Source organism: Kitasatospora sp. NPDC001660 (assembly GCF_053596725.1).
Genome location: NZ_JBSFGU010000007.1, coordinates 107,148 through 124,514 on the forward strand (window position 1 = coordinate 107,148; position 17,367 = coordinate 124,514).

The 17,367-nt window shown below is 74.6% G+C and carries 17 protein-coding genes and 1 pseudogene; 12 read left to right on the top strand and 6 right to left on the bottom strand.

Annotated features, from left to right (window positions below; all coding sequences use genetic code 11):
- Window positions 1–5: 5 nt before the first annotated feature.
- On the bottom strand, window positions 6–182 hold the full coding sequence (locus ACWCXH_RS10540) for a hypothetical protein (RefSeq protein ID WP_449800997.1): 177 nt from the start codon (window positions 180–182) through the stop codon (window positions 6–8).
- Window positions 183–333: 151 nt separating this feature from the next.
- A complete protein-coding gene (locus ACWCXH_RS10545) occupies window positions 334–1,869 on the bottom strand; it encodes an AMP-binding protein (RefSeq protein ID WP_449800998.1) in 1,536 nt (511 codons plus the stop codon).
- Window positions 1,870–1,992: 123 nt separating this feature from the next.
- On the opposite strand from ACWCXH_RS10545, the gene ACWCXH_RS10550 reads away from it, so the two are divergent.
- The 8 genes from ACWCXH_RS10550 (at window position 1,993) to ACWCXH_RS10585 (ending at window position 9,161) form a co-directional block, all read left to right on the top strand.
- Window positions 1,993–2,619 (top strand): AAA family ATPase, encoded by a 627-nt coding sequence (locus ACWCXH_RS10550; RefSeq protein WP_449800999.1) that lies wholly within the window; start codon window positions 1,993–1,995, stop codon window positions 2,617–2,619.
- A gap of 371 nt (window positions 2,620–2,990) precedes the next feature.
- Entirely contained in the window at window positions 2,991–3,449 is a 459-nt protein-coding gene (locus ACWCXH_RS10555; protein ID WP_449801000.1) for a transferase, read from the top strand.
- Between the two features lie 2 nt (window positions 3,450–3,451).
- Window positions 3,452–3,979, top strand: a complete 528-nt coding sequence (locus ACWCXH_RS10560; protein ID WP_449801132.1) for a GNAT family N-acetyltransferase — start codon at window positions 3,452–3,454, stop codon at window positions 3,977–3,979.
- 298 nt (window positions 3,980–4,277) lie between these two features.
- On the top strand, window positions 4,278–5,048 hold the full coding sequence (locus tag ACWCXH_RS10565) for a thioesterase II family protein (RefSeq protein ID WP_449801001.1): 771 nt from the start codon (window positions 4,278–4,280) through the stop codon (window positions 5,046–5,048).
- A 299-nt stretch (window positions 5,049–5,347) separates the two neighbouring features.
- A complete protein-coding gene (locus tag ACWCXH_RS10570) occupies window positions 5,348–5,809 on the top strand; it encodes an archease (protein WP_449801002.1) in 462 nt (153 codons plus the stop codon).
- Window positions 5,810–5,834: 25 nt separating this feature from the next.
- A complete protein-coding gene (locus tag ACWCXH_RS10575) occupies window positions 5,835–7,262 on the top strand; it encodes an RtcB family protein (protein WP_449801003.1) in 1,428 nt (475 codons plus the stop codon).
- Window positions 7,263–7,404: 142 nt separating this feature from the next.
- On the top strand, window positions 7,405–8,331 hold the full coding sequence (locus ACWCXH_RS10580) for an ABC transporter ATP-binding protein (RefSeq protein WP_449801004.1): 927 nt from the start codon (window positions 7,405–7,407) through the stop codon (window positions 8,329–8,331).
- Window positions 8,328–9,161: an ABC transporter permease subunit gene (locus tag ACWCXH_RS10585; protein ID WP_449801005.1), complete on the top strand. Its 834-nt coding sequence runs from the start codon at window positions 8,328–8,330 to the stop codon at window positions 9,159–9,161. The genes ACWCXH_RS10580 and ACWCXH_RS10585 overlap by 4 nt, the downstream gene beginning before the upstream one ends.
- Before the next feature lie 17 nt (window positions 9,162–9,178).
- On the opposite strand, the gene ACWCXH_RS10590 is transcribed toward ACWCXH_RS10585, so the two are convergent.
- Complete coding sequence (locus ACWCXH_RS10590; RefSeq protein WP_449801006.1) at window positions 9,179–9,568, bottom strand: hypothetical protein; 390 nt, start codon at window positions 9,566–9,568, stop codon at window positions 9,179–9,181.
- Window positions 9,569–9,958: 390 nt separating this feature from the next.
- Window positions 9,959–11,143 carry an erythromycin esterase family protein gene (locus ACWCXH_RS10595; RefSeq protein WP_449801007.1) on the bottom strand — a complete coding sequence of 395 codons (1,185 nt, stop codon included), beginning with the start codon at window positions 11,141–11,143 and terminating at the stop codon, window positions 9,959–9,961.
- A gap of 77 nt (window positions 11,144–11,220) precedes the next feature.
- Here ACWCXH_RS10595 and ACWCXH_RS10600 point away from each other — a divergent pair, with 77 nt between their 5' ends.
- A complete protein-coding gene (locus ACWCXH_RS10600) occupies window positions 11,221–11,958 on the top strand; it encodes a MerR family transcriptional regulator (protein WP_449801008.1) in 738 nt (245 codons plus the stop codon).
- A 120-nt stretch (window positions 11,959–12,078) separates the two neighbouring features.
- Entirely contained in the window at window positions 12,079–13,128 is a 1,050-nt protein-coding gene (locus ACWCXH_RS10605; protein WP_449801009.1) for a TIGR03617 family F420-dependent LLM class oxidoreductase, read from the top strand.
- A gap of 30 nt (window positions 13,129–13,158) precedes the next feature.
- On the opposite strand, the gene ACWCXH_RS10610 is transcribed toward ACWCXH_RS10605, so the two are convergent.
- Window positions 13,159–14,787, bottom strand: a complete 1,629-nt coding sequence (locus tag ACWCXH_RS10610; protein WP_449801010.1) for a serine/threonine-protein kinase — start codon at window positions 14,785–14,787, stop codon at window positions 13,159–13,161.
- 130 nt (window positions 14,788–14,917) lie between these two features.
- Between ACWCXH_RS10610 and ACWCXH_RS10615 the strand changes: the two are divergent.
- Window positions 14,918–14,995: pseudogene (locus tag ACWCXH_RS10615) on the top strand (ABC transporter ATP-binding protein); the annotation flags it as partial.
- Between the two features lie 208 nt (window positions 14,996–15,203).
- Entirely contained in the window at window positions 15,204–16,352 is a 1,149-nt protein-coding gene (locus tag ACWCXH_RS10620) for an agmatine deiminase family protein (RefSeq protein ID WP_449801011.1), read from the top strand.
- 382 nt (window positions 16,353–16,734) lie between these two features.
- Here the strand turns inward: ACWCXH_RS10620 and ACWCXH_RS10625 are convergent, their stop codons facing one another.
- Entirely contained in the window at window positions 16,735–17,289 is a 555-nt protein-coding gene (locus ACWCXH_RS10625; protein ID WP_449801012.1) for a TetR/AcrR family transcriptional regulator, read from the bottom strand.
- Window positions 17,290–17,367: the final 78 nt, after the last annotated feature.

Consider the following 17,367-nt stretch of genomic DNA (forward strand, 5'->3'; position numbering starts at 1 on the left):
CCTCGCTAGGTCTCGCCGCCCATCCGTTGGAAGAGCCCGCTCCGCTCGGCCTCCCCGCGCAGGTCGGGGGCCTCCTCGGCGCGTTCGCCCCGGGCGGCGGCGGTACAGAGGGCGAAGACGAGCAGGGCGCTGCCCGCCACGGCGAGGATGCCGAGCGCGGTCAGGACGCGGAGCCAGGTCACGAAGGTGCCTCCTGGGGACGGTGCGAGGGAACGCCGCCGGGGACGTATCGGCACATCGGTTCGCACGGTCGAGTGTCCAAGAGCGGTTCTTCCCGCCAAGCACCGCGCGAGAGGTCGCCCGCGCGGGCGCTCGAAGCATCGAGGGGGCGCTTTATGTCCCTTCGCACGCCCCCAGGGCGGCGGGCGCGTACCCTGGGGCGCCGTCCACCAGCGCCCGCAGCACCGCCAGATCCGGCTTGCCCGTCTCCGTGAGCGGGATCTGTGGCAGGAGCAGGATCGACGACGGCGCGCAGAGCGGACCGCTCCGCTCCCGCACCCACCGGTGCAGCTGCTCGTCCGTCACCCGCGCGCCCGGCGCCGTCGTCACCGCCGCGTGCACGCGCTCCAGCCGGTCCGGCCCCGCGGTCGCGAACATCACCGCCTCCCGGACGTCCGGGTGCGTGACCAGCGGCTCCTCGACGTCCCTCGGGTACACGTTGTGCGCGTCCACGATCGCCATCGGCTCGCGCCGCCCGAGCACCGTCAGGTAGCCGGCCGCGTCCAGGCTGCCGAGGTCCCCGGTGTGCAGCCAACCCTCCCGCAGCACCTGGGCGGTGAGCTCCGGATCGCGCCAGTAGCCCTCCATCGCCGTCGGCGTGCGGACGCAGATCTCGCCGGTCGCGCCGGGCGGCAGCGGGGTGCCGTCCCCGGCCAGGACGCGGACCTCCGTGTCCGGGTACGGGCGGCCCGCGGTGGCGAGGAGCCGCGGGTCGAGGTGCTCGTCCGGCGTCAGTCGCGCCACCGGGCCGCACTCCGTCAGGCTGTACGTCTGGTGCAGCACCCGCCCCAGCCGGCGCGTCGCCTCCGCGAGCCGCCGCGGGGCGGCCGGAGCGCCGGTGTACGTGACGCGGCGCAGGCTGCCGACGTCCGTCCGCGGCAGCATCGGGTGGTCGAGGACCCGGTACAGCAGGTGCGGGGGCAGGTACACCCGGGAGACGGCGTGCTCCTCGACTGCGGCCAGGACGGCGTCCGCCGCGAAGCCGTCCTGGAGCACCACCGATCCGCCCGCCGCGAGCGCGAGGTCGGCCGACGTCCCGCCGCCGTGGCCCAACGGGGTGCAGAGCAGGAACACCGACGCGGCCGGCAGCACCGGCCTCGGCGGGCGGGCGAACCGGCGCAGCACGCCCTTCGGCCGCCCGGTCGTGCCGCTCGTGAACCGCACTGCCATGACGTCCTCCGGCCGGCCCCGGGGTGCGAGCGGGGCGGGGGACAGCGGCGCCGCGAGCTCCAGGAGGTCCGTTCCGAGGTCCGTCGGGCCGAGCGCGAACAGGCCGGCGGAGGGGAGCGCACGGGCGATGTGCGCGGCGACCGCGCCGAACCGCGCCGGGTCGAAGACGAGCGCGTTGGTGCGGGCGAACCCGGCCGTCGCGACCTGCTCGGCGACGGGCCGGTCCAGGTACAGCATCGCCACCCGGCACCCCAGCAGGTTCGCCGCCAGCCGCACCAGCACCGTCTCCGGCCGGTTCCCGGCCAGCACCGTCACCCCGTCCCCGCGCCGCAACCCGGCACCCTCCAGCGCACGGGCCAGGCGGTGGACGGCGTCGAGGCACTCCTGCCCGGTGAGGGCGCCCTCCCCGCAGCGGATCGCCACCCGCCCCGGATCGCGCGCCAGCCCTGCCAGCACCAGCCCGGTGTACGTCGCGGACACGTTCGTCCTTCCTGCTCGTCGGTGATCTGCCACCAGATCTGACGCACCATCATGTCGGTAGCCGGTCCGGGGCCGCCGTCCGGGGGTGCTACGGTTCCCGGTCGAGTACGAACGGGGGAGCGGATGGCCGGCACGACGGACGGGACGGAGACGGTGCCGCTCGGGGTCGTTGACCTGCGGGGCATGGCCGGGCCGGGGTTCGCGGTGCGGTACCCGGCGGGTGCGGTGGTCGTCGTCTCGGGGCTGCCCGGTGCGGGGAAGAGCACGCTGCTGCGGCGCTGGTCGGCGGACGGCGTCGCGACGGTGGACCCCCGGGCCGTGCACGAGGCGTGCGAGGCCGTCATGCCCGGGTGGCTGCCGTATGCCGTCTACCGGCCGTGGGCCCGGCTGCGCCACGCCGGCCTGCTGCGCACCGCCGTCCGCCGGGGCGGCCCGCTGCTCGTCCACGACTGCGGCAGCCGCGCGTGGATGCGGCGGTGGCTCGCGCGCGAGGCCGCCCGCCGGGGCCGCGAGCTGCACCTCGTCCTGCTCGACGTCGGCCCCGCCACGGCCCTGGACGGCCAGCGCGCCCGCGGCCGGCACGCCCCACGCCGCACGTTCGCCCGCCATCACCGGGGCCTGGCGCGCCTGTTGGCGGCCCTCGCCAGTCACGGCATCGCGGATCCGACCCCCGAGGCGGCCTCCGTGCTGCTCCTGGACGCGGTGTCGCGCTCCCGTGCCAAGGCGGTGCGTTTCGGTCCGGAACGCTGACCCTGCCGACGGGCGCGGCGTTCGGCCTCCGCGTGCCACCATCCGGGCGGGGACGGTCCGTTGGCGGCGGCGGTCGGTTGGTCGGGGTGAAGGCCGAGGCGGCGCAGCGCCTCGGTGGGTACGCAGATGTCGAACCAGCCGTGCCAGTGCCCGTCCGCGCCCACCCCGCAGGCCAGCCCGATGCGGAGGTTCGCCGGCTCCCACGGCATCCAGTCGATGCCGCGCTCTCGCAGTCAAGCGCGGACGGCCGCCATCGGGTGCGGGCTGCCTGGCAGGTTCTCGTAGGCGACGATGCTGATCCACTCGGGACCGGTTGTGGTCATGCGGTCCAGGGTAGGCTCGGGGCGTTCGCCGGGGGAGGGATTTTCGGGGTGGGTGGCCAGCGGGGCGTTCCCGAGTGGGTGGTGGCGGCGGAGCGGGCCGCTGCGGCTCGCGGGTTCGCGAAGGGCTGTAGGCCCGAGGTGGGCCGGCTGCCGGCTGTTGCCGCCGCGGGCAAGCCGGTTGGCGTGATCGCGGATGACGAGCGGGTGCGCGTACTCCACGGCGACTGGCGGCTGTTGGAGGCGTACGCGCCGTTCGACGTGTCCTTCTGCGACGGTGGCGGCAAGCGGGAGGACCCGGAGCGGGTCGTCGAACTGCTCGCCCCGGGCGGGGTGTTGGTCCTGGACGACTTCACACCCTCGGCCACGTGGCCGCCGCGGTTCGAGGGCGGGGCCGACGAGCTCCGCCTGTTCTACCTGACTCATTTTGACCTGGAGGCCGCCGAAGTGCTGACCACGCCGACGAGTTCCGCGATCCTGGCCACCCGGAGGGAGCGGGCCGCGTGGTGAGGATGGAGACGCCCCGTCTGATTCTGCGCCGGTGGCGCGAGGAGGACCTGGCGCCGATGGCGGCCGTGAACTCCGACCCCGAGGTGATGCGGTGGATCCGCGACGGCCGGACGCTGGACGAGACGGAGACCCGCCGCTTCATCGAGCTGGTCGAGCAGCGGTGGGACGAGGAGGGCTTCGGCCTGTTCGCCGTCGAGGTGCGCGAGACCGGCGAGTTGGCAGGCTTCACGGGCCTCGCCGTCCCGCAGTTCCTGCCCGAGGTGCTCCCGGCCGTCGAGGTCGGCTGGCGGCTGGACCGCGCCTTCTGGGGGCGGGGCTTCGCCACCGAGGCGGCGCGGGAGGCCGTCCGCTTCGCTTTCGAGGAGTGCGGGCTCGACCGGCTCGTCAGCATCGCCCAGATCGGCAACACCGCGTCGGAGCGGGTGATGGACAAGCTCGGCATGCGCGTGGAGCGCGAGACGACCACCCCGGCCACGGGCCGCCGCGTGCGCGTCCACGAGCTGACGCGGGAACAGTACGCGGGCGGCTGACCCGGGCCGACCCTGGCGAGAACCGCTGGTTGCGGCCGAACGGACGGCCCCGCGCCCGGGCTCGCACACGGGCTGACGATGGGGGCGGATGAGCAGGGTCGGGACTGTACGCGGGGTGGTGAACCGTTGGCGGTCGAGCGGTGTTGGGTGATTTCTGGTGTTCATGAGTGAGCTTGCCGGTTTCTGCTGAAGCGTCGCCGAGAAGGGCGGCGATGGTGGAGTGACTGCTGGGGAAGCCGGGGTGAGCCTGGGAGACTGGGGGCGGTAGAGGATCATCCGCTGAGAGGGGTCGCCCCGCATGTTCGGTAGTGCTGCTGTCGAGAGTCCGTGGTTCCGGCGCTTCAGCCCGAGTGACTCGGCGCCCGCCCGGATCGTCTTCTTCCCGCACGCGGGCGGCGCCGCGAGTTTCTTCGTCGACCACGCGACCGCGCTGGCGCCGTACGCCGATGTGCTCGCCGTGCAGTATCCGGGGCGGCAGAACCGGTTCGCGGAGCCGGGGATCGACTCGGTGGCGGAGCTTGCGGAGTGCGTGTACCGGGAGTTGCGGGCGTGGGCGGACCGGCCGTTGACGTTCTTCGGGCACAGTCTGGGGTCGGCGGTGTGCTTCGAGGTCGCCCGCCGGTTCGCGCGGGACGGGGTGGCCGGGCCGGAGCACCTGTTCGTGTCGGCGGGGCGGGCGCCGTCGCAGCCGCGCGACTCCGAGGTCCACCTCATGTCGGACGACGGGCTGCTCGCCGAGATCGGGCGGCTCGGCGGCACCGATCAGAGGCTGCTCGCCGATCCGGAGCTGCGCGCCCTGATCCTCCCGGCGCTGCGGGCCGACTACACCGCCATCGAGACGTACCGCTGCGCGCCGGACGACACCGTGCCGCAGCCGATCACCGCGCTGGTCGGCGACGCCGACGACCGGGCGACGGTCGCCATGGCCGAGCCGTGGGCCGGGCACACCACCGGGGGGTTCGACCTGCGGGTCTTCCCCGGTGGGCACTTCTACCTGACCGACCAGGCCCCGGCGGTGCTCGACCTGCTCACCGCGCACCTGCGCGGCCGGTCCGGTTCTAGCTGGTGACGACGCCCGACCGTCCGACTACTGTGCACATTTGACGTCCAGTCGGCCCGACTCCCCATCGGCCGGGTCACCCGGGAGGCGCGCCATGCGTCGGATCGCCGTTGTCGGAGCGGGCCAGGCCGGTCTGCAGCTCGCGCTCGGACTGGCGGCGGCGTACCTGGCGGCGGTGGGTGTGCACGCGCAGTGACCGAGGCGACCTGCCCTTCTGTGCACGCACAGTGACCTGTCCTGCTGCTCTTGCCGCCGCCCGGGGTGCGGGTCGACGCTGGGAGGAGACGACGGCGGAGGAGGCATCGCTCGTGGACGGGCGGGAGCCCGCGGTGCCGCCGGGTGCCGGCAGCGGCCACCGGACCGTGCCGCACACGGCGGACCTGCAGGTGGAGGCGTGGTCGCCGACGGCCGAGGGCTGCATCGGCGAGCTGGTCCGTGCCGTCGTCGGCAGCTTCGCCGACCTCACCGCCGCCCGCCCCGTCGGCGAGCGCGCCTGCACGGTCGTCGCGGCGAGTGACGCCGACCTCCTCGCCGGCGTCCTGGAGGAGGTCATCTACCGGATGGACGCCGACGGCGAACTCCCGGCCGACCTCGCCCTCGGCGCGATCCACGACGAGGACGGCGGACGGACCCTGGAGGTGCGCTTCCGGATGGCCGACACCGCCACCGCCGCCCTGGTCGGGGCCGTGCCGAAGGCCGTCTCGCTGCACGGCCTGGACCTGCGGCCCGGCCCCGGCGGCTGGACCGGCCGGGTCACCGTCGACGTGTGAACCTGTCAGCTGCGGGGTGAGCACCGTGGAGATCGCACTGGTCGAGGAGGGCCGCTACCGCTGGCGGATCGAACCGAGCCCGCCCATGCGCGTGCCCGGCGTCGTGTTCGCGACCCGCGAGCTGCTGCCCCAGGCCGCCGGGGACAAGGCCCTGGAACAGGTCGCGAACGTCGCCACGCTGCCCGGGATCGTCCGCGCCTCCTTCGCGATGCCCGACGTGCACTGGGGCTACGGCTTCCCGATCGGCGGCGTCGCGGCGACCGACGTCGACCAGGGCGGCGTCATCTCGCCGGGCGGTGTCGGCTTCGACATCTCCTGCGGCGTCCGGCTGCTGGCGTCCGGCGTCGGGCGGGACGAGCTCGGCCCCGAGCGGCTGCGCCGGCTGATGGACCTGCTCGGCCGGACCGTCCCGCGCGGCCTCGGGCGCGGCGGCCTGTGGCGGCTGGACGGGCCGCAGGAGATGGACGAGCTGCTCGTCGGCGGCGCCCGCTACGCCGTCGAGCACGGCCACGGCGTGCCGCGCGACCTGGAGCGCTGCGAGGACCGCGGGGTCCTGGAGGGCGCGGCGCCGGGCGAGGTGAGCACGCGCGCCGTCGAGCGCGGTCTGCAGCAGGTCGGCAGCCTCGGCTCGGCGAACCACTTCCTGGAGGTGCAGGCGGTGGACACGGTGCACGACACGGAGACGGCGGAGGCCTTCGGGCTGCGGCCGGGGCAGGTCTGCGTCATGATCCACTGCGGGTCGCGCGGCCTCGGCCACCAGATCTGCACCGACCACGTCCGCGTGATGGACCGCGAGCTGCACCGCTACCGGATCGAGGTCCCGGACCGCCAGCTCGCCTGCACCCCGGTCGACTCGCCGCGCGGGCGGGCGTACCTGGGCGCCATGATCGCCGCCGCCAACTACGGCCGGGCGAACCGCCAGTTGCTCTCCGAGGCGGCCCGCCACGCCTTCGCGACGACCCTCGGGGTCGGCCTCGAACTCGTCTACGACGTCTCGCACAACCTCGCCAAGCTGGAGACGCACGAGGTGGACGGTGTCACCCGGCGCCTGTGCGTCCACCGCAAGGGCGCCACGCGTGCCCTCCCGCCCGGTGACCCGAGCCTGCCCGCCGACCTCGTCCGGGCCGGCCAGCCGGTGCTCGTCCCCGGCACGATGGGCACCGCCTCGTACGTCATGGTCGGCCTGCCCGGCAACGACGCGTTCCGCTCCGCCTGCCACGGTGCCGGGCGGGTGTGGAGCCGGCACCAGGCGCTGCGGATGGTGCGCGGCGAGCGGCTGCACAGCGAGCTGGAGGCGCGCGGCATCGCCGTCCGGCCCGCCTCCTACCGGGCGCTCGCGGAGGAGACGCCGGACGCGTACAAGGACGTCGACGCGGTGGCCGCCGTCACCGAGGGCGCCGGGCTGGCGCGGCAGGTGGCCCGGCTGGTGCCGCTGGGCGTCTGCAAGGGTTGAGCGCCGCTCCCGCGCGGCGGCGTTGCTCGACACCTCTGGCGGGGAAGGATTTGATGTCCCAGGCCGGACGGGCCCGGCCGGGGGCCGCCGCGTCCGTCATGATCCGCCGAGATCCGCCACGATCCGCCACGGGAGGTGGGCCATGCCCAGCAGCACGCCGGTGATCGAACTGCGCGCGCTCACCAAGCGGTACGGTGCCACCGTCGGCATCGACCGGCTGGACGTCACGGTCGCGGCCGGGGAGGTCTTCGGCCTGCTCGGGCCGAACGGCGCGGGCAAGACGACGACGCTGCGCTGCCTGGTCGGGCTGCTCCAGCCCTCCGACGGGCGGGTGCGGGTGCTCGGCCTCGACCCGGTGGCCGACCATCGCCGCCTCGCGCCGTCGATCGGCTACCTGCCCGGCGAACTGCGGCTCTACCCCGAGCTCACCGGGCAGCAGACGCTCGACCTGCTCGCCGCCCTCCAGGGCGCCCCGGTGCCGCGCCGGCGCGAGCTCTGCGACCGGCTCGCCCTCACCCGCGCCGACCTCGGCCGTGCCGTGGGCGAGTACTCGCGGGGGATGAAGCAGAAGCTCGGGCTCGTCCAGGCGCTCCAGCACCGGCCCGAGGTCGTGGTGCTGGACGAACCGACCGAGGGGCTGGACCCGCTCGTCCAGGAGACCTTCTTCGAACTGCTCGCCGAGGAGACCGCCGCCGGGCGGACCGTCCTGCTCTCCAGCCACGTCCTGCCCGAGGTGCAGCGCACGTGCGAGCGGGTGGCGATCGTCCGGCGGGGGCGGCTGGTCACCGTCCGCTCGGTCGCCGAGCTGCGCCAGGCCCGGGCCCGGCGGGTGCGGCTCGTACTCGCCGACGGGCAGGGCGCCCGGTCGCTCGGCGCCGCCGACCGGTGGTCGCCGCGGTGGGAGGGGCGGCGCGTGGAGCTGGTCGTGCCACCGGACGAACTCGTCCCGGCGGTGCGGGAGTTGCTCGCCGATCTGCCGGTGGCGGACCTCACCGTCGAGGAGGCGGGGCTGGACGAGGCGTTCCTCGATCTTTATCGCAACTCGGAGGATCCGGGGGAGCGGCCGTGATCGCGCGCACCGTCAACCGTCGCCTTCCGCTGGTCTGGCTCGCCCTGCACCGGCGGCGCCGGATGCTCTTCGGGCTGGTGCTGGGCATGGCCGTCTTCGAGACCCTGATCACCGTGATCACCGGCACCATCCCGCCCGGGGAGCTGTTCGGCGCCCGCCGCACCCCGCCCGACGCGTTCAAGGCCTTCAGCGGATCCAACGGCGATGTCTCCATCGCCAGCTACCCCGGACTGCTCGGCGCCGGCCTGACCCACCCCTTCTGGATCGCGCTGCAGCTGACCGTCATCGGCTCGCTCGGCGCCGCCGCCGTCGCCGCCGACGTCGAATCCGGCACCATCGAGCTGCTGATGACCCGCCCGCTCTCGCGCCGCCGCCTGCTCGCCGAGCGGACCGGTGCCCTCGTGGCGGCCTCGGTGCTGCTCAACGCCGCGGCGACACTGACGATCGCGCTCGGGGTGGCGTTCTCGCCGAAGCTGCGGGACGCCGTGCCCGAGGGCGGGGTGTTCGCGGCCGGACTGCTCGGCTGCGCGCTGGCGTTCAGCCTGACCGGGCCGGTGCTCGCCGTCTCGGCCTTCAGCCGCCGCCGCGCCTACGTGATCGGCGCGGCGGTGGCCCTCGGCGCGGTCGGCTTCGCGCTCAACTTCGTCGCCCTGGCGTGGTCCCCGGCCGCGCCGCTGCGGTACGTGAGCCCGTTCCACTACTACGCGCCCGGCGACATCCTGGCTCACGGGGGCGTGCCGTGGCAGTCGTTGGGCGTGCTGGTGGGCATCGGCGCGGTGGGGCTGATCGCCGCGTTCCGGCTGCTGGAGCGGCGGGACCTGGCGATCTGACGCTCGGGCGCGGGGTTCTACGCGCGCGGGACGGCGTTGCCCGGGCCGGGCGCGCCGGAGCGGTCGGCGTGCTCGGCGATGGACTCGGCGGCCGCGACCGGGAGACCGAGGTGCTGCGCGAGGCAGTCGGGGCCGTGGCCCTGGAGCGCGAGCAGGTAGGCGGTCTGGACGCGGGCGTCGTACGCCACCTCGGGGGACGTGGTCGCGGCGAAGTCGCGGTGGTCGAGCAGGTACAGGCGTGGGGTGCCGTCCCGCAGGGTCAGCCGCAGGTTGCCGCGGACGATCGGGGCGTCGGCGGGGAGTGCGAGCGGCGGCACGCGCCGGGACGGGCGGCGCAGACCGCGCAGCAGGCCGGTGCCGCGGGCGTGGGTGTGCGAGAACGACTGCGGGAAGGAGAGGCGGGTCATGGCGAACCTCCGACGGCCCGGGGCCGGGGGGAGGGCGCGCGCGAGCGGACCGACTGGCGTCAGCGCGCGCCGGGGCGGGGTGCGGAAAGCGGGGTACGGGGCCGACTGGGGCCCGGACTACTGCTGGAGTCCATGTCTCTCGCCTCCCTCCCGATCGGTGCCGCCACGAACCACCCGTAGCGTAGCCCCCGTTTGTGAACGGACCGCCGATGGCGGAGGAGGAACTGCTGCGCCTGCTGGGTTGAGGCGGTTGTATGGCGGGCTGGTAAAGGGAATTGACCGAGCGGAGCCGACGGCACCTACCCCACAGCGGTTGGGTGCCGCCGGTCCGCTCTCGCAACCGTATCGAGCTCGCGCGGGTCGTGACGCACCGACCCGCCGCCTGCGGGACTACCGGATGTCGCGGACGAAGACGATCGCGTCGGCCTGGTCGGTGGTGGCCGGGTCGAGGGCGGCGTAGGTGTGGTCGGCCGGGACGCGGGGCGCCAGCTTCCCTGTGATGTCGGAGAGTTGGGTGGGATCGACGACGGCCCGGTCGTGCGGGAGGGTCGACAGCAGCCCTTCGAGCGTGCCGGGCGGCGGGACGTCGGAGCCGCGGCTGCCGAAGGTGGTGGCAGCGAAGGCGTACCGGTCGCCGAGGCGGGTGCCGATGATGGCGCCCGCGCTCCACCAGCGGGCGGGCCGGTTGGCGAACCGCATGCTGCTCTCCTCCCGCTGGAGGTGGGCGTTGTGGGCGAAGGCGAGGGTCGGGCCGCGGCGCTCCTCGCGGCGGAGGACGGCGTCGAGGTTGTCGGCCATCATCGCGTCCCGTCGGCACAGGAGAGTGCCGATGCGCTCGGGCGTGGTGTCGGCCATGGCCGCGTGGTAGCGCAGGAGGCCGGTGGCGGCACGGGCGTGCAACTCGGCGCGCCAGAACGCGTCCGGAGAGGTCGCGGCCGTCAGGTGGGGAGCGTGGGCAGTGAGTAGAGCAGTCAAGTCGTCTGCCATCACGCGCAGTTCACGGGCCGCGGGGGTACGGCCGACGGACTTGGTCGGATCCATCATGATGGCCTCGTCCGTCCAGTGCTCGTCGTCGCCGAGGAGGTCGTCGAGGGCCGTGCGGTCGCAGGACGGTTCGAGGTGGGCGGCGACGTAGTCGTGCAGCGCGGTCAGTGCCGGGCGCGGACTGGCGGCGCCGGTGATCTCCAAGGGGCCGTCGAAGCCGTAGAAGCGGAGCTGCTCCGAGCGCGGGCGTTGCTGGTTGAACTCGCGCATCCAGCGCAGGAGTTCGCGGTTGGCGGGCGAGGCGCCGAAGCCATGGCTGAAGCCGTGCGCCATCGCGTCGTCGAGGGTGCCGGCGCCGTCGGTGACGTACGCGTCGGCGACGAGACCGGCGAGGCAGTCGCTCTCGACGGCGATCGAGCGGTAGCCCTCGTGCTCGACGAGGTGGCGGAAGAGTTCGTTGCGCAGCTCGGGGAAGGCCTCGACGCCGTGGGTGGGCTCGCCGAGGCCGAGGAGGCGGGTGGCGGGGGAGAGGAGTGCGCCGAGGGCGTGGCCGGAGAAGGGACGGGCGGCGTCCCGGATCGATGCGGTCATGGCTTCAACCGTATCGTTGAAGCCTCGGTGTAGACTTTGCCGCCATTATCCGCCAGTGATGGGGGGAAAGTTTCAAAATGAGGTTGCGGCCCATCGATCTGGCGCGCGAGCACGGCCTCTCCACTCAGGCGGTGCGCAACTACGAGGAGGCGGGCTTCCTGCCGCCGGCCGAGCGCTCGCCGAGCGGCTACCGCGTCTACGCCCCGCGCCACGCGGCGGCGCTGCGGGCGTTCCTGGCGCTGCTGCCCGGACACGGCCACGCGACGGCGGGGGCCGTCATGCGGGCCGTGCACGCGGGTGAGGTCGAGGAGGCGCTGCGGCTGATCGACGCGAGCCACGCGCAACTGGCCGGCGACCGTGCCACGGTGGACGCGGTGGAGGAGGCGCTGCGCGACCTCACTCCGTCGCCCGACCATGAACCGCCGGCCCACCCCGAACCGGGCGGCACGTTCATCGGCCCGCTCGCGCACCGCCTCGGCCTGCGCCCGGCGACCCTGCGTACGTGGGAACGCGCGGGCCTGGTCGTGCCCCGGCGAGACCCGCGGACCGGCTACCGCGTCTACACTCCCGCCGACGTGCGCGATGTGCTGCTCGCCCACCAGCTGCGGCGCGGCGGGCACGGCCTGGAGCAGATCGCGCAGGTGCTGGAGCGGGTCCGGACGGCGGGCGGACCGGAGCCGCTCCAGGCGACGCTGCGCGAGTGGCACGACCGGCTGACGGCACGCGGCCTGGCACTGCTGGCGGGCGCGGCCGCGCTGCACGCCTACCTGGGTGACGCCTACCCGGCCGACGAGTCCGGACCGGCGAGGTCGTAGGCGGTGGGCGACTGCCCGGCCGCGTCGGCGGACGGGCGGGGCAGCCCGGGAGGTGACGGCATGGCAGGCTGGCCGCGTATCGCCGACGCATCACCGAAGCCCGTGACCAGGAGCCCCGCCATGGACCGCCCGACCGCCGCCCTCCGCCTCGACGCCGTCGCCTCCGGGCACCCGGCGGGGATCCTCGACGCCGCCGAGCAGGCCGAGCGCCGCGGCATGGACCGGCTGGTGGTCGCCGAGACCGCGTACGACCCGTTCCTCCAGCTCGCCCGCGCCGCCGACCGGACCGAGACCATCGAGCTGGCCACCGGCATCGCGGTCGCCTTCGCCCGCACGCCGATGACCCTCGCCTACCAGGCCTGGGGCCTGCACGCGGCCTCCGGCGGACGGGCCGTCATCGGACTGGGCTCGCAGGTGAGGACGCACATCGAGAAGCGCTTCGGGATGCCCTGGGACCGTCCGGCCGCGCGCATGCGCGAGTACGTCCACGCGGTGCGGGCGATCTGGGACAGCTGGCAGACCGGTGCGCGGCTGCGCTTCCGCGGCGAGTTCTACACGCACACGACGATGACCCCGGTCTTCTCGCCCGACCCGGTGCCCGCCGGGGTGCCCCGGATCCTGCTGGCCGGCGTCGGCCCGCTGATGACCCGCACGGCCGGCGCCGTGGCCGACGGCTTCCTCGGCCACCCGTTCTCGTCCCCCGCCTACCTGGCCGAGCGGGTGCTGCCCGGTCTGACGGAGGCCCGGGCCGCGTCCGAGGCCGAGGGCGCCGCGTGGACGGCGCGCCCGTTCGAGATCGCCGGGAGCGTCCTCACCGCCACCGGGCGGACGGAGGAGGAGCTGGCCGCCAACCGTGCCGCCGTGCGCGAGCGGCTGGCCTTCTACGCCTCCACGCCCGCCTACCGCCCGGTGCTCGCCCAGCACGGCTGGGAGGACCTCCAGGAGCGCCTGCACCCACTCTCGGTGCGCGGTCGCTGGCAGGAGATGGCCGCGATGATCGACGACGAGGTCTTCGACACCTTCGCGGTCTCCGGCCCGGTGGAGGACGTCGCCCGCGAGATCACCCGCCGCTACGCGGGCCTGGTCACCCGGCTGTCCGTCAGCCTTCCCGAGGACGCGGACCCGACGCTGGGGCTGGACGTGCTGGCGGCGGTGCGCGCGCTGGGGTGAGCGCCGGGGTGAGCGCCGGGGGCCGCGGCGTCAGGCGGTCTTCCGCAGCACGGCGGCCTGGGTCACGACGCCCGCGTGCGCGACGCCGTAGTGGATCGAGCCGTCCAGTTCCAGCACGATCACGCGGAGGTCGGTGCTGGCGGCGGCGGCGCAGGCGCCGCTCGGCGTACTCCGCACCAGTCGCGACGTGTAGGTCAACGAGGTCGCCGAGACCTCGGTGAGCTTCCACACGGCCTCGCACCGCGTGGCGCCGTTGTCGAGGCGCGATCTGGTGCTCTCGTCGCCGATGGCGCCCTGGCCGACCGTCAGGGTGACGACCCCGGCCGGGGTGTGGTCGGGGTGTACGGCCGGACCGCTCCACGTGCCGAGGTACGCGACCGGCACGCGGTCTCCGCCGAGGGCGTTGCCGCCGGCGGGAAGCTGGGGGGCCGGCGCGTTGCCGGAGGCCGACCCGGTGGTGGACGTGGCCGTCGTCCGGTCCTTCACCGCGTAGCCCCAGACGGCGACCAGCAGCACGGCCATGACGACGGCCACCAGCACCAGCACGCCACGCCGCCCGCGCGGGCCGTGGCCCGACGGGGCGTACACGGGGATCGGCTGGGGCGGCAGGGGCCACGGCCGGGTGGGTACCGGCTTCGTCGGGGCGGTGGGCTGCCGCAGCGGCTCGGCCGGCGCCGGGCGCGGTGGCGGCACCGTGGCGCGGGGCGGTGCCGACGGCGGCTCCGGCACCGCGGTGCGCGTGGTCCCGGTCCGGTCCGCCTCCAGGTCCAGCAGCTGCGCGGCCGCCCGCCCGATCGCGGCCGCCACCCGGGACGGCAGCCAACTCCCGTTCGTCAACGTCCTGGTGGCCTCGCCGTCGTCATCCAGCCAGGCCCGCAGCAGCTGCGGCGACGGGCGCGCGGCCGGGTCCTTGGCGAGGCAGTCGAGCAGGTTCCGGCGCAAGGAGTCGCTCATCGCGAGGAGGCGGGGATACTCGTGCAGCACCCGGTAGAGCAGCACCACCGGTGCCGTCCCCTCGCCGTACGGGAGTTCGCCGGTGGCCGCGTAGGCGAGGACCGCGGCGAGCGAGAACACGTCACTGGCCGGTCCGACCTGCTCCCCCCGGGCCTGCTCCGGCGACATGAAGCCGGGCGAGCCGATCGCGTTGCCGGTCCCGGTGAGGGTGCTGGTGACGGCCAGGGCGCGGGCGATGCCGAAGTCGATCAGCCGCGGCCCGTCCGGCGTGAGCAGCACGTTGGACGGCTTGACGTCCCGGTGCACCAGCCCGAGCGCGTGCACGTGGGCGAGGGCCTCCGCGAGCCGGACGCCGAGCGCACGGACCGACGCCTCGGGCAACGGGCCGAACTCCCGAACGGCGGCGCTCAGGGACGGCCCGGCGACGTACCCGGTGGCCACCCACGGCCGCTCGCCCTCGGTGTCCGCGTCCAGCACGGGCGCCGTCCACGCCCCGCCGACCCGCCGGGCCGCCTCCACCTCCCGCCGGAACCGCGCCCGGAACTCCCGGTCCCCGGCCAGCTCCGGGCGCACCACCTTGACGGCCACCGTCCGCCCCCGCGCCGACCGTCCGAGGTACACCCGCCCCATCCCGCCCGCCCCGAGCCGGCGCAGCAGCCGGTACTCGCCGACCCGTCGCGGATCGTCATCCTCCAGCGACTGCACGCCCCCACGCTCCCCTCGGCACGCCGTGTGCCCAGAGCAGACCGTACCGGTCCCAATATCCGGAAGCGGCACCGTTGTTGTCACAGCCCGGTGACCACGGCCGGTACCGGGAACCGGCTCCGCGCGGCGGATCGGGGGAGCCACCGCCGAGGTCCTCGACGGGCCATGGCACCCGTACACCCGGATCCTGCTGGAGTCCATGCCGCGGCCCGGCTGGGACCCGCGAACTCGATCGCCGCCGCCCGCCGGGCGCTGTAGGGCCCGGTGTCCTGAAGGCGTGGCCGCTCCGGATTCCGCCGGGCCGGGGCGGCCACCGGGTGATTCGCCCGGATGGCGGGTGCCTGTCGGGCCCGCTCCTGACCGCTCTTTCAGTAGCGTGCGGGACCGTACCCAAGCGTCTATCGGAACGAGGCCCCATGGCTCACCCCCGGCCGTCCCGCCGCTCGCTCCTGCGCTCCGGGGCCGCGTTCGCCGCGCTGGCCCTCACCGACGGCTGCTCCTCCGACGGCGGTGGGGAGGAGCGGCCCCGCCCGGCCCCGTCGAGTGGCCCGGCGGCCTCGGGCAGCCGGGTGATGCCGGCCGAGTCGCGCCCGCACACCCGCACCTTCATGGCCTGGCCGGCCCTGGAGGAGGTGTGGGGCGACCAGCTCCCCGGCGTCCGCCAGGACATCGCCGCGCTGGCCCAGGCGATCGCCGGCTTCGAGCCGGTGGTGCTGATGGCCCGCCCCGACCAGGCCGACCAGGCCCAGCAGGCGTGCGGCTCCTCGGTCGAGGTGATGGAGCTGATGGTCGACGACCTGTGGGCCCGGGACACCGGCCCGACCTTCGTCGCCGGCCCGCAGGGGCTCGCCGGGATCGACTTCAACTCCAACGGCTGGGGCAACAGGCAGACCCACGCCAACGACGGCCAGGCCGCCCGCGACCTCCTCGACCACCTCGGCATCACCCGCCTCCAGGCGCCGATCACAGGGGAGGGCGGCGGCATCGAGGTGGACGGCGAGGGCACGCTGATGGCCACCGAGAGCTCCTGGGTCAACGACAACCGCAACCCCGGCAAGTCCCGCGACCGGATCGAGGCAAGCCTCAAGGACCTGCTCGGCGTCCGGAAGGTGCTGTGGTTCGAGGGCGTCGCCGGGCAGGACATCACCGACTGCCACGTCGACGCCCTCGCCCGCTTCGCCGAGCCCGGCACCGTCGTCCTGCACCGCCCGGCCGCCGACACCCCGTCGGACATCTGGAGCGCGGCCCACGACCAGGCCCTCCAGGTCCTCAAGTCCGAGACCGACGCGAAGGGGAGGACGCTCAAGGTGGTCGAACTCCCCGAGCCGAACTTCGACCTGATCCAGGGCACGGGCAAGAACTTCCTCGCCACCTACGTCAACTACTACGTGTGCAACGGCGGCGTCATCGTGCCGCGCTTCGGCGACCAGGCCGCCGACGACCACGCGGCCGGGATCATCGGCGACCTGCACCCCGGGCGGAAGGTCACCCAGGTCACCATCAACCACATCGCGGGCGGCGGCGGGGGCATCCACTGCGCCACCCAGCAGCAGCCCGCGGTGTGAGCCGACCGGACCTCAGAGCCGTGCGTCTTCTGCGCGGCGTTCGCTCCCGAGGCGGTCGTGACCGGGGCTGCGGCAGCGGCTCGTGCATGGTCGAGCAGTCGTGCACGGGGATCACCTGGAGGCGGCGGCCCCGGGCGTCGGTGGGGATGGCGGTGGTGACCTCGACCGCGGGGCCGCACTTCGCGCGGGCCTCGGCGGCGGTGTGGTCGTCGGGGGCGCACATGACCACGGGCTCGAACTCGGCGATCGTGCGGGCGATCAGCGCGATGTCGGGTTCAGGCCCGCATTGACTGAAAAATCAGTCAAATCTTGGGAGAAGCCATGACGCACCGGGGAGCAAGGTCGTACGGAGCGCGACGCCCCGCGGCCTTCCCGGGCCCGATCAGGAACCGAGCCGCGCCACCTCGGCGTCGATCGCGTCGACCATGAGCGTGCGGGCGTGCGCCAGCGGGAGGCTGCCGCTGAGCCAGCGCACGCTCAGGCCCTCCAGCAGCGCGGTCAGCCGCTCGGCGGCGCCGGCCAGCGCGACCGCCGCCGATATCGGCTGCACGCCCCCCAGCAGTTCGGCGATCTCCTGCACCCAGATCCGGGTGGCCCGGGCCAGGTCCTCGCGGAGCGTCTCGTCGAACACCGCGCTCGCCCGCAGCTCGCCCCACGCGGTGCTGTTCTCGCGCACCTCGGCCGTGTCCCGGAGCTCCAGCAGCAGCGTCTGCTCCAGCTCCTCGCGCGGTGTCAGCGGCGGCGCGTCCGCGGCGCGTTCGGTCGTGTAGCGCCCGGCCCGGTCGTTGATGAACTCCAGCGTCTGCCGGAGGATCCCGGTGCGGTCCTTGAAGTGGTAGTAGATCAGCGCGGTGGACACCCCCGCCTCCGCCGCGAGCTCCTCCACCCGCAGCCCGCGCACCCCGCGCCGCGCGATCACCCGCGCCGCTGCTTCCATGATCGACGTTTTACGACTGGCCACGATCCACCACCTTACCCGGGCTCGACCGGGCGCGGCCCGCCCCCTGAAAACGGC

Excerpts from the sequence above, each read along its gene's own strand:
- ACWCXH_RS10550 (WP_449800999.1), top strand. The coding sequence starts at position 1,993 with ATGGCCGGCACGACGGACGGGACGGAGACGGTGCCGCTCGGGGTCGTT.
- ACWCXH_RS10560 (WP_449801132.1), top strand. The coding sequence starts at position 3,452 with ATGGAGACGCCCCGTCTGATTCTGCGCCGGTGGCGCGAGGAGGACCTG.
- ACWCXH_RS10565 (WP_449801001.1), top strand. The coding sequence starts at position 4,278 with ATGTTCGGTAGTGCTGCTGTCGAGAGTCCGTGGTTCCGGCGCTTCAGC.
- ACWCXH_RS10580 (WP_449801004.1), top strand. The coding sequence starts at position 7,405 with ATGCCCAGCAGCACGCCGGTGATCGAACTGCGCGCGCTCACCAAGCGG.
- ACWCXH_RS10590 (WP_449801006.1), bottom strand. The coding sequence starts at position 9,568 with ATGACCCGCCTCTCCTTCCCGCAGTCGTTCTCGCACACCCACGCCCGC.
- ACWCXH_RS10595 (WP_449801007.1), bottom strand. The coding sequence starts at position 11,143 with ATGACCGCATCGATCCGGGACGCCGCCCGTCCCTTCTCCGGCCACGCC.
- ACWCXH_RS10600 (WP_449801008.1), top strand. The coding sequence starts at position 11,221 with ATGAGGTTGCGGCCCATCGATCTGGCGCGCGAGCACGGCCTCTCCACT.
- ACWCXH_RS10605 (WP_449801009.1), top strand. The coding sequence starts at position 12,079 with ATGGACCGCCCGACCGCCGCCCTCCGCCTCGACGCCGTCGCCTCCGGG.
- ACWCXH_RS10620 (WP_449801011.1), top strand. The coding sequence starts at position 15,204 with ATGGCTCACCCCCGGCCGTCCCGCCGCTCGCTCCTGCGCTCCGGGGCC.
- ACWCXH_RS10625 (WP_449801012.1), bottom strand. The coding sequence starts at position 17,289 with ATGGAAGCAGCGGCGCGGGTGATCGCGCGGCGCGGGGTGCGCGGGCTG.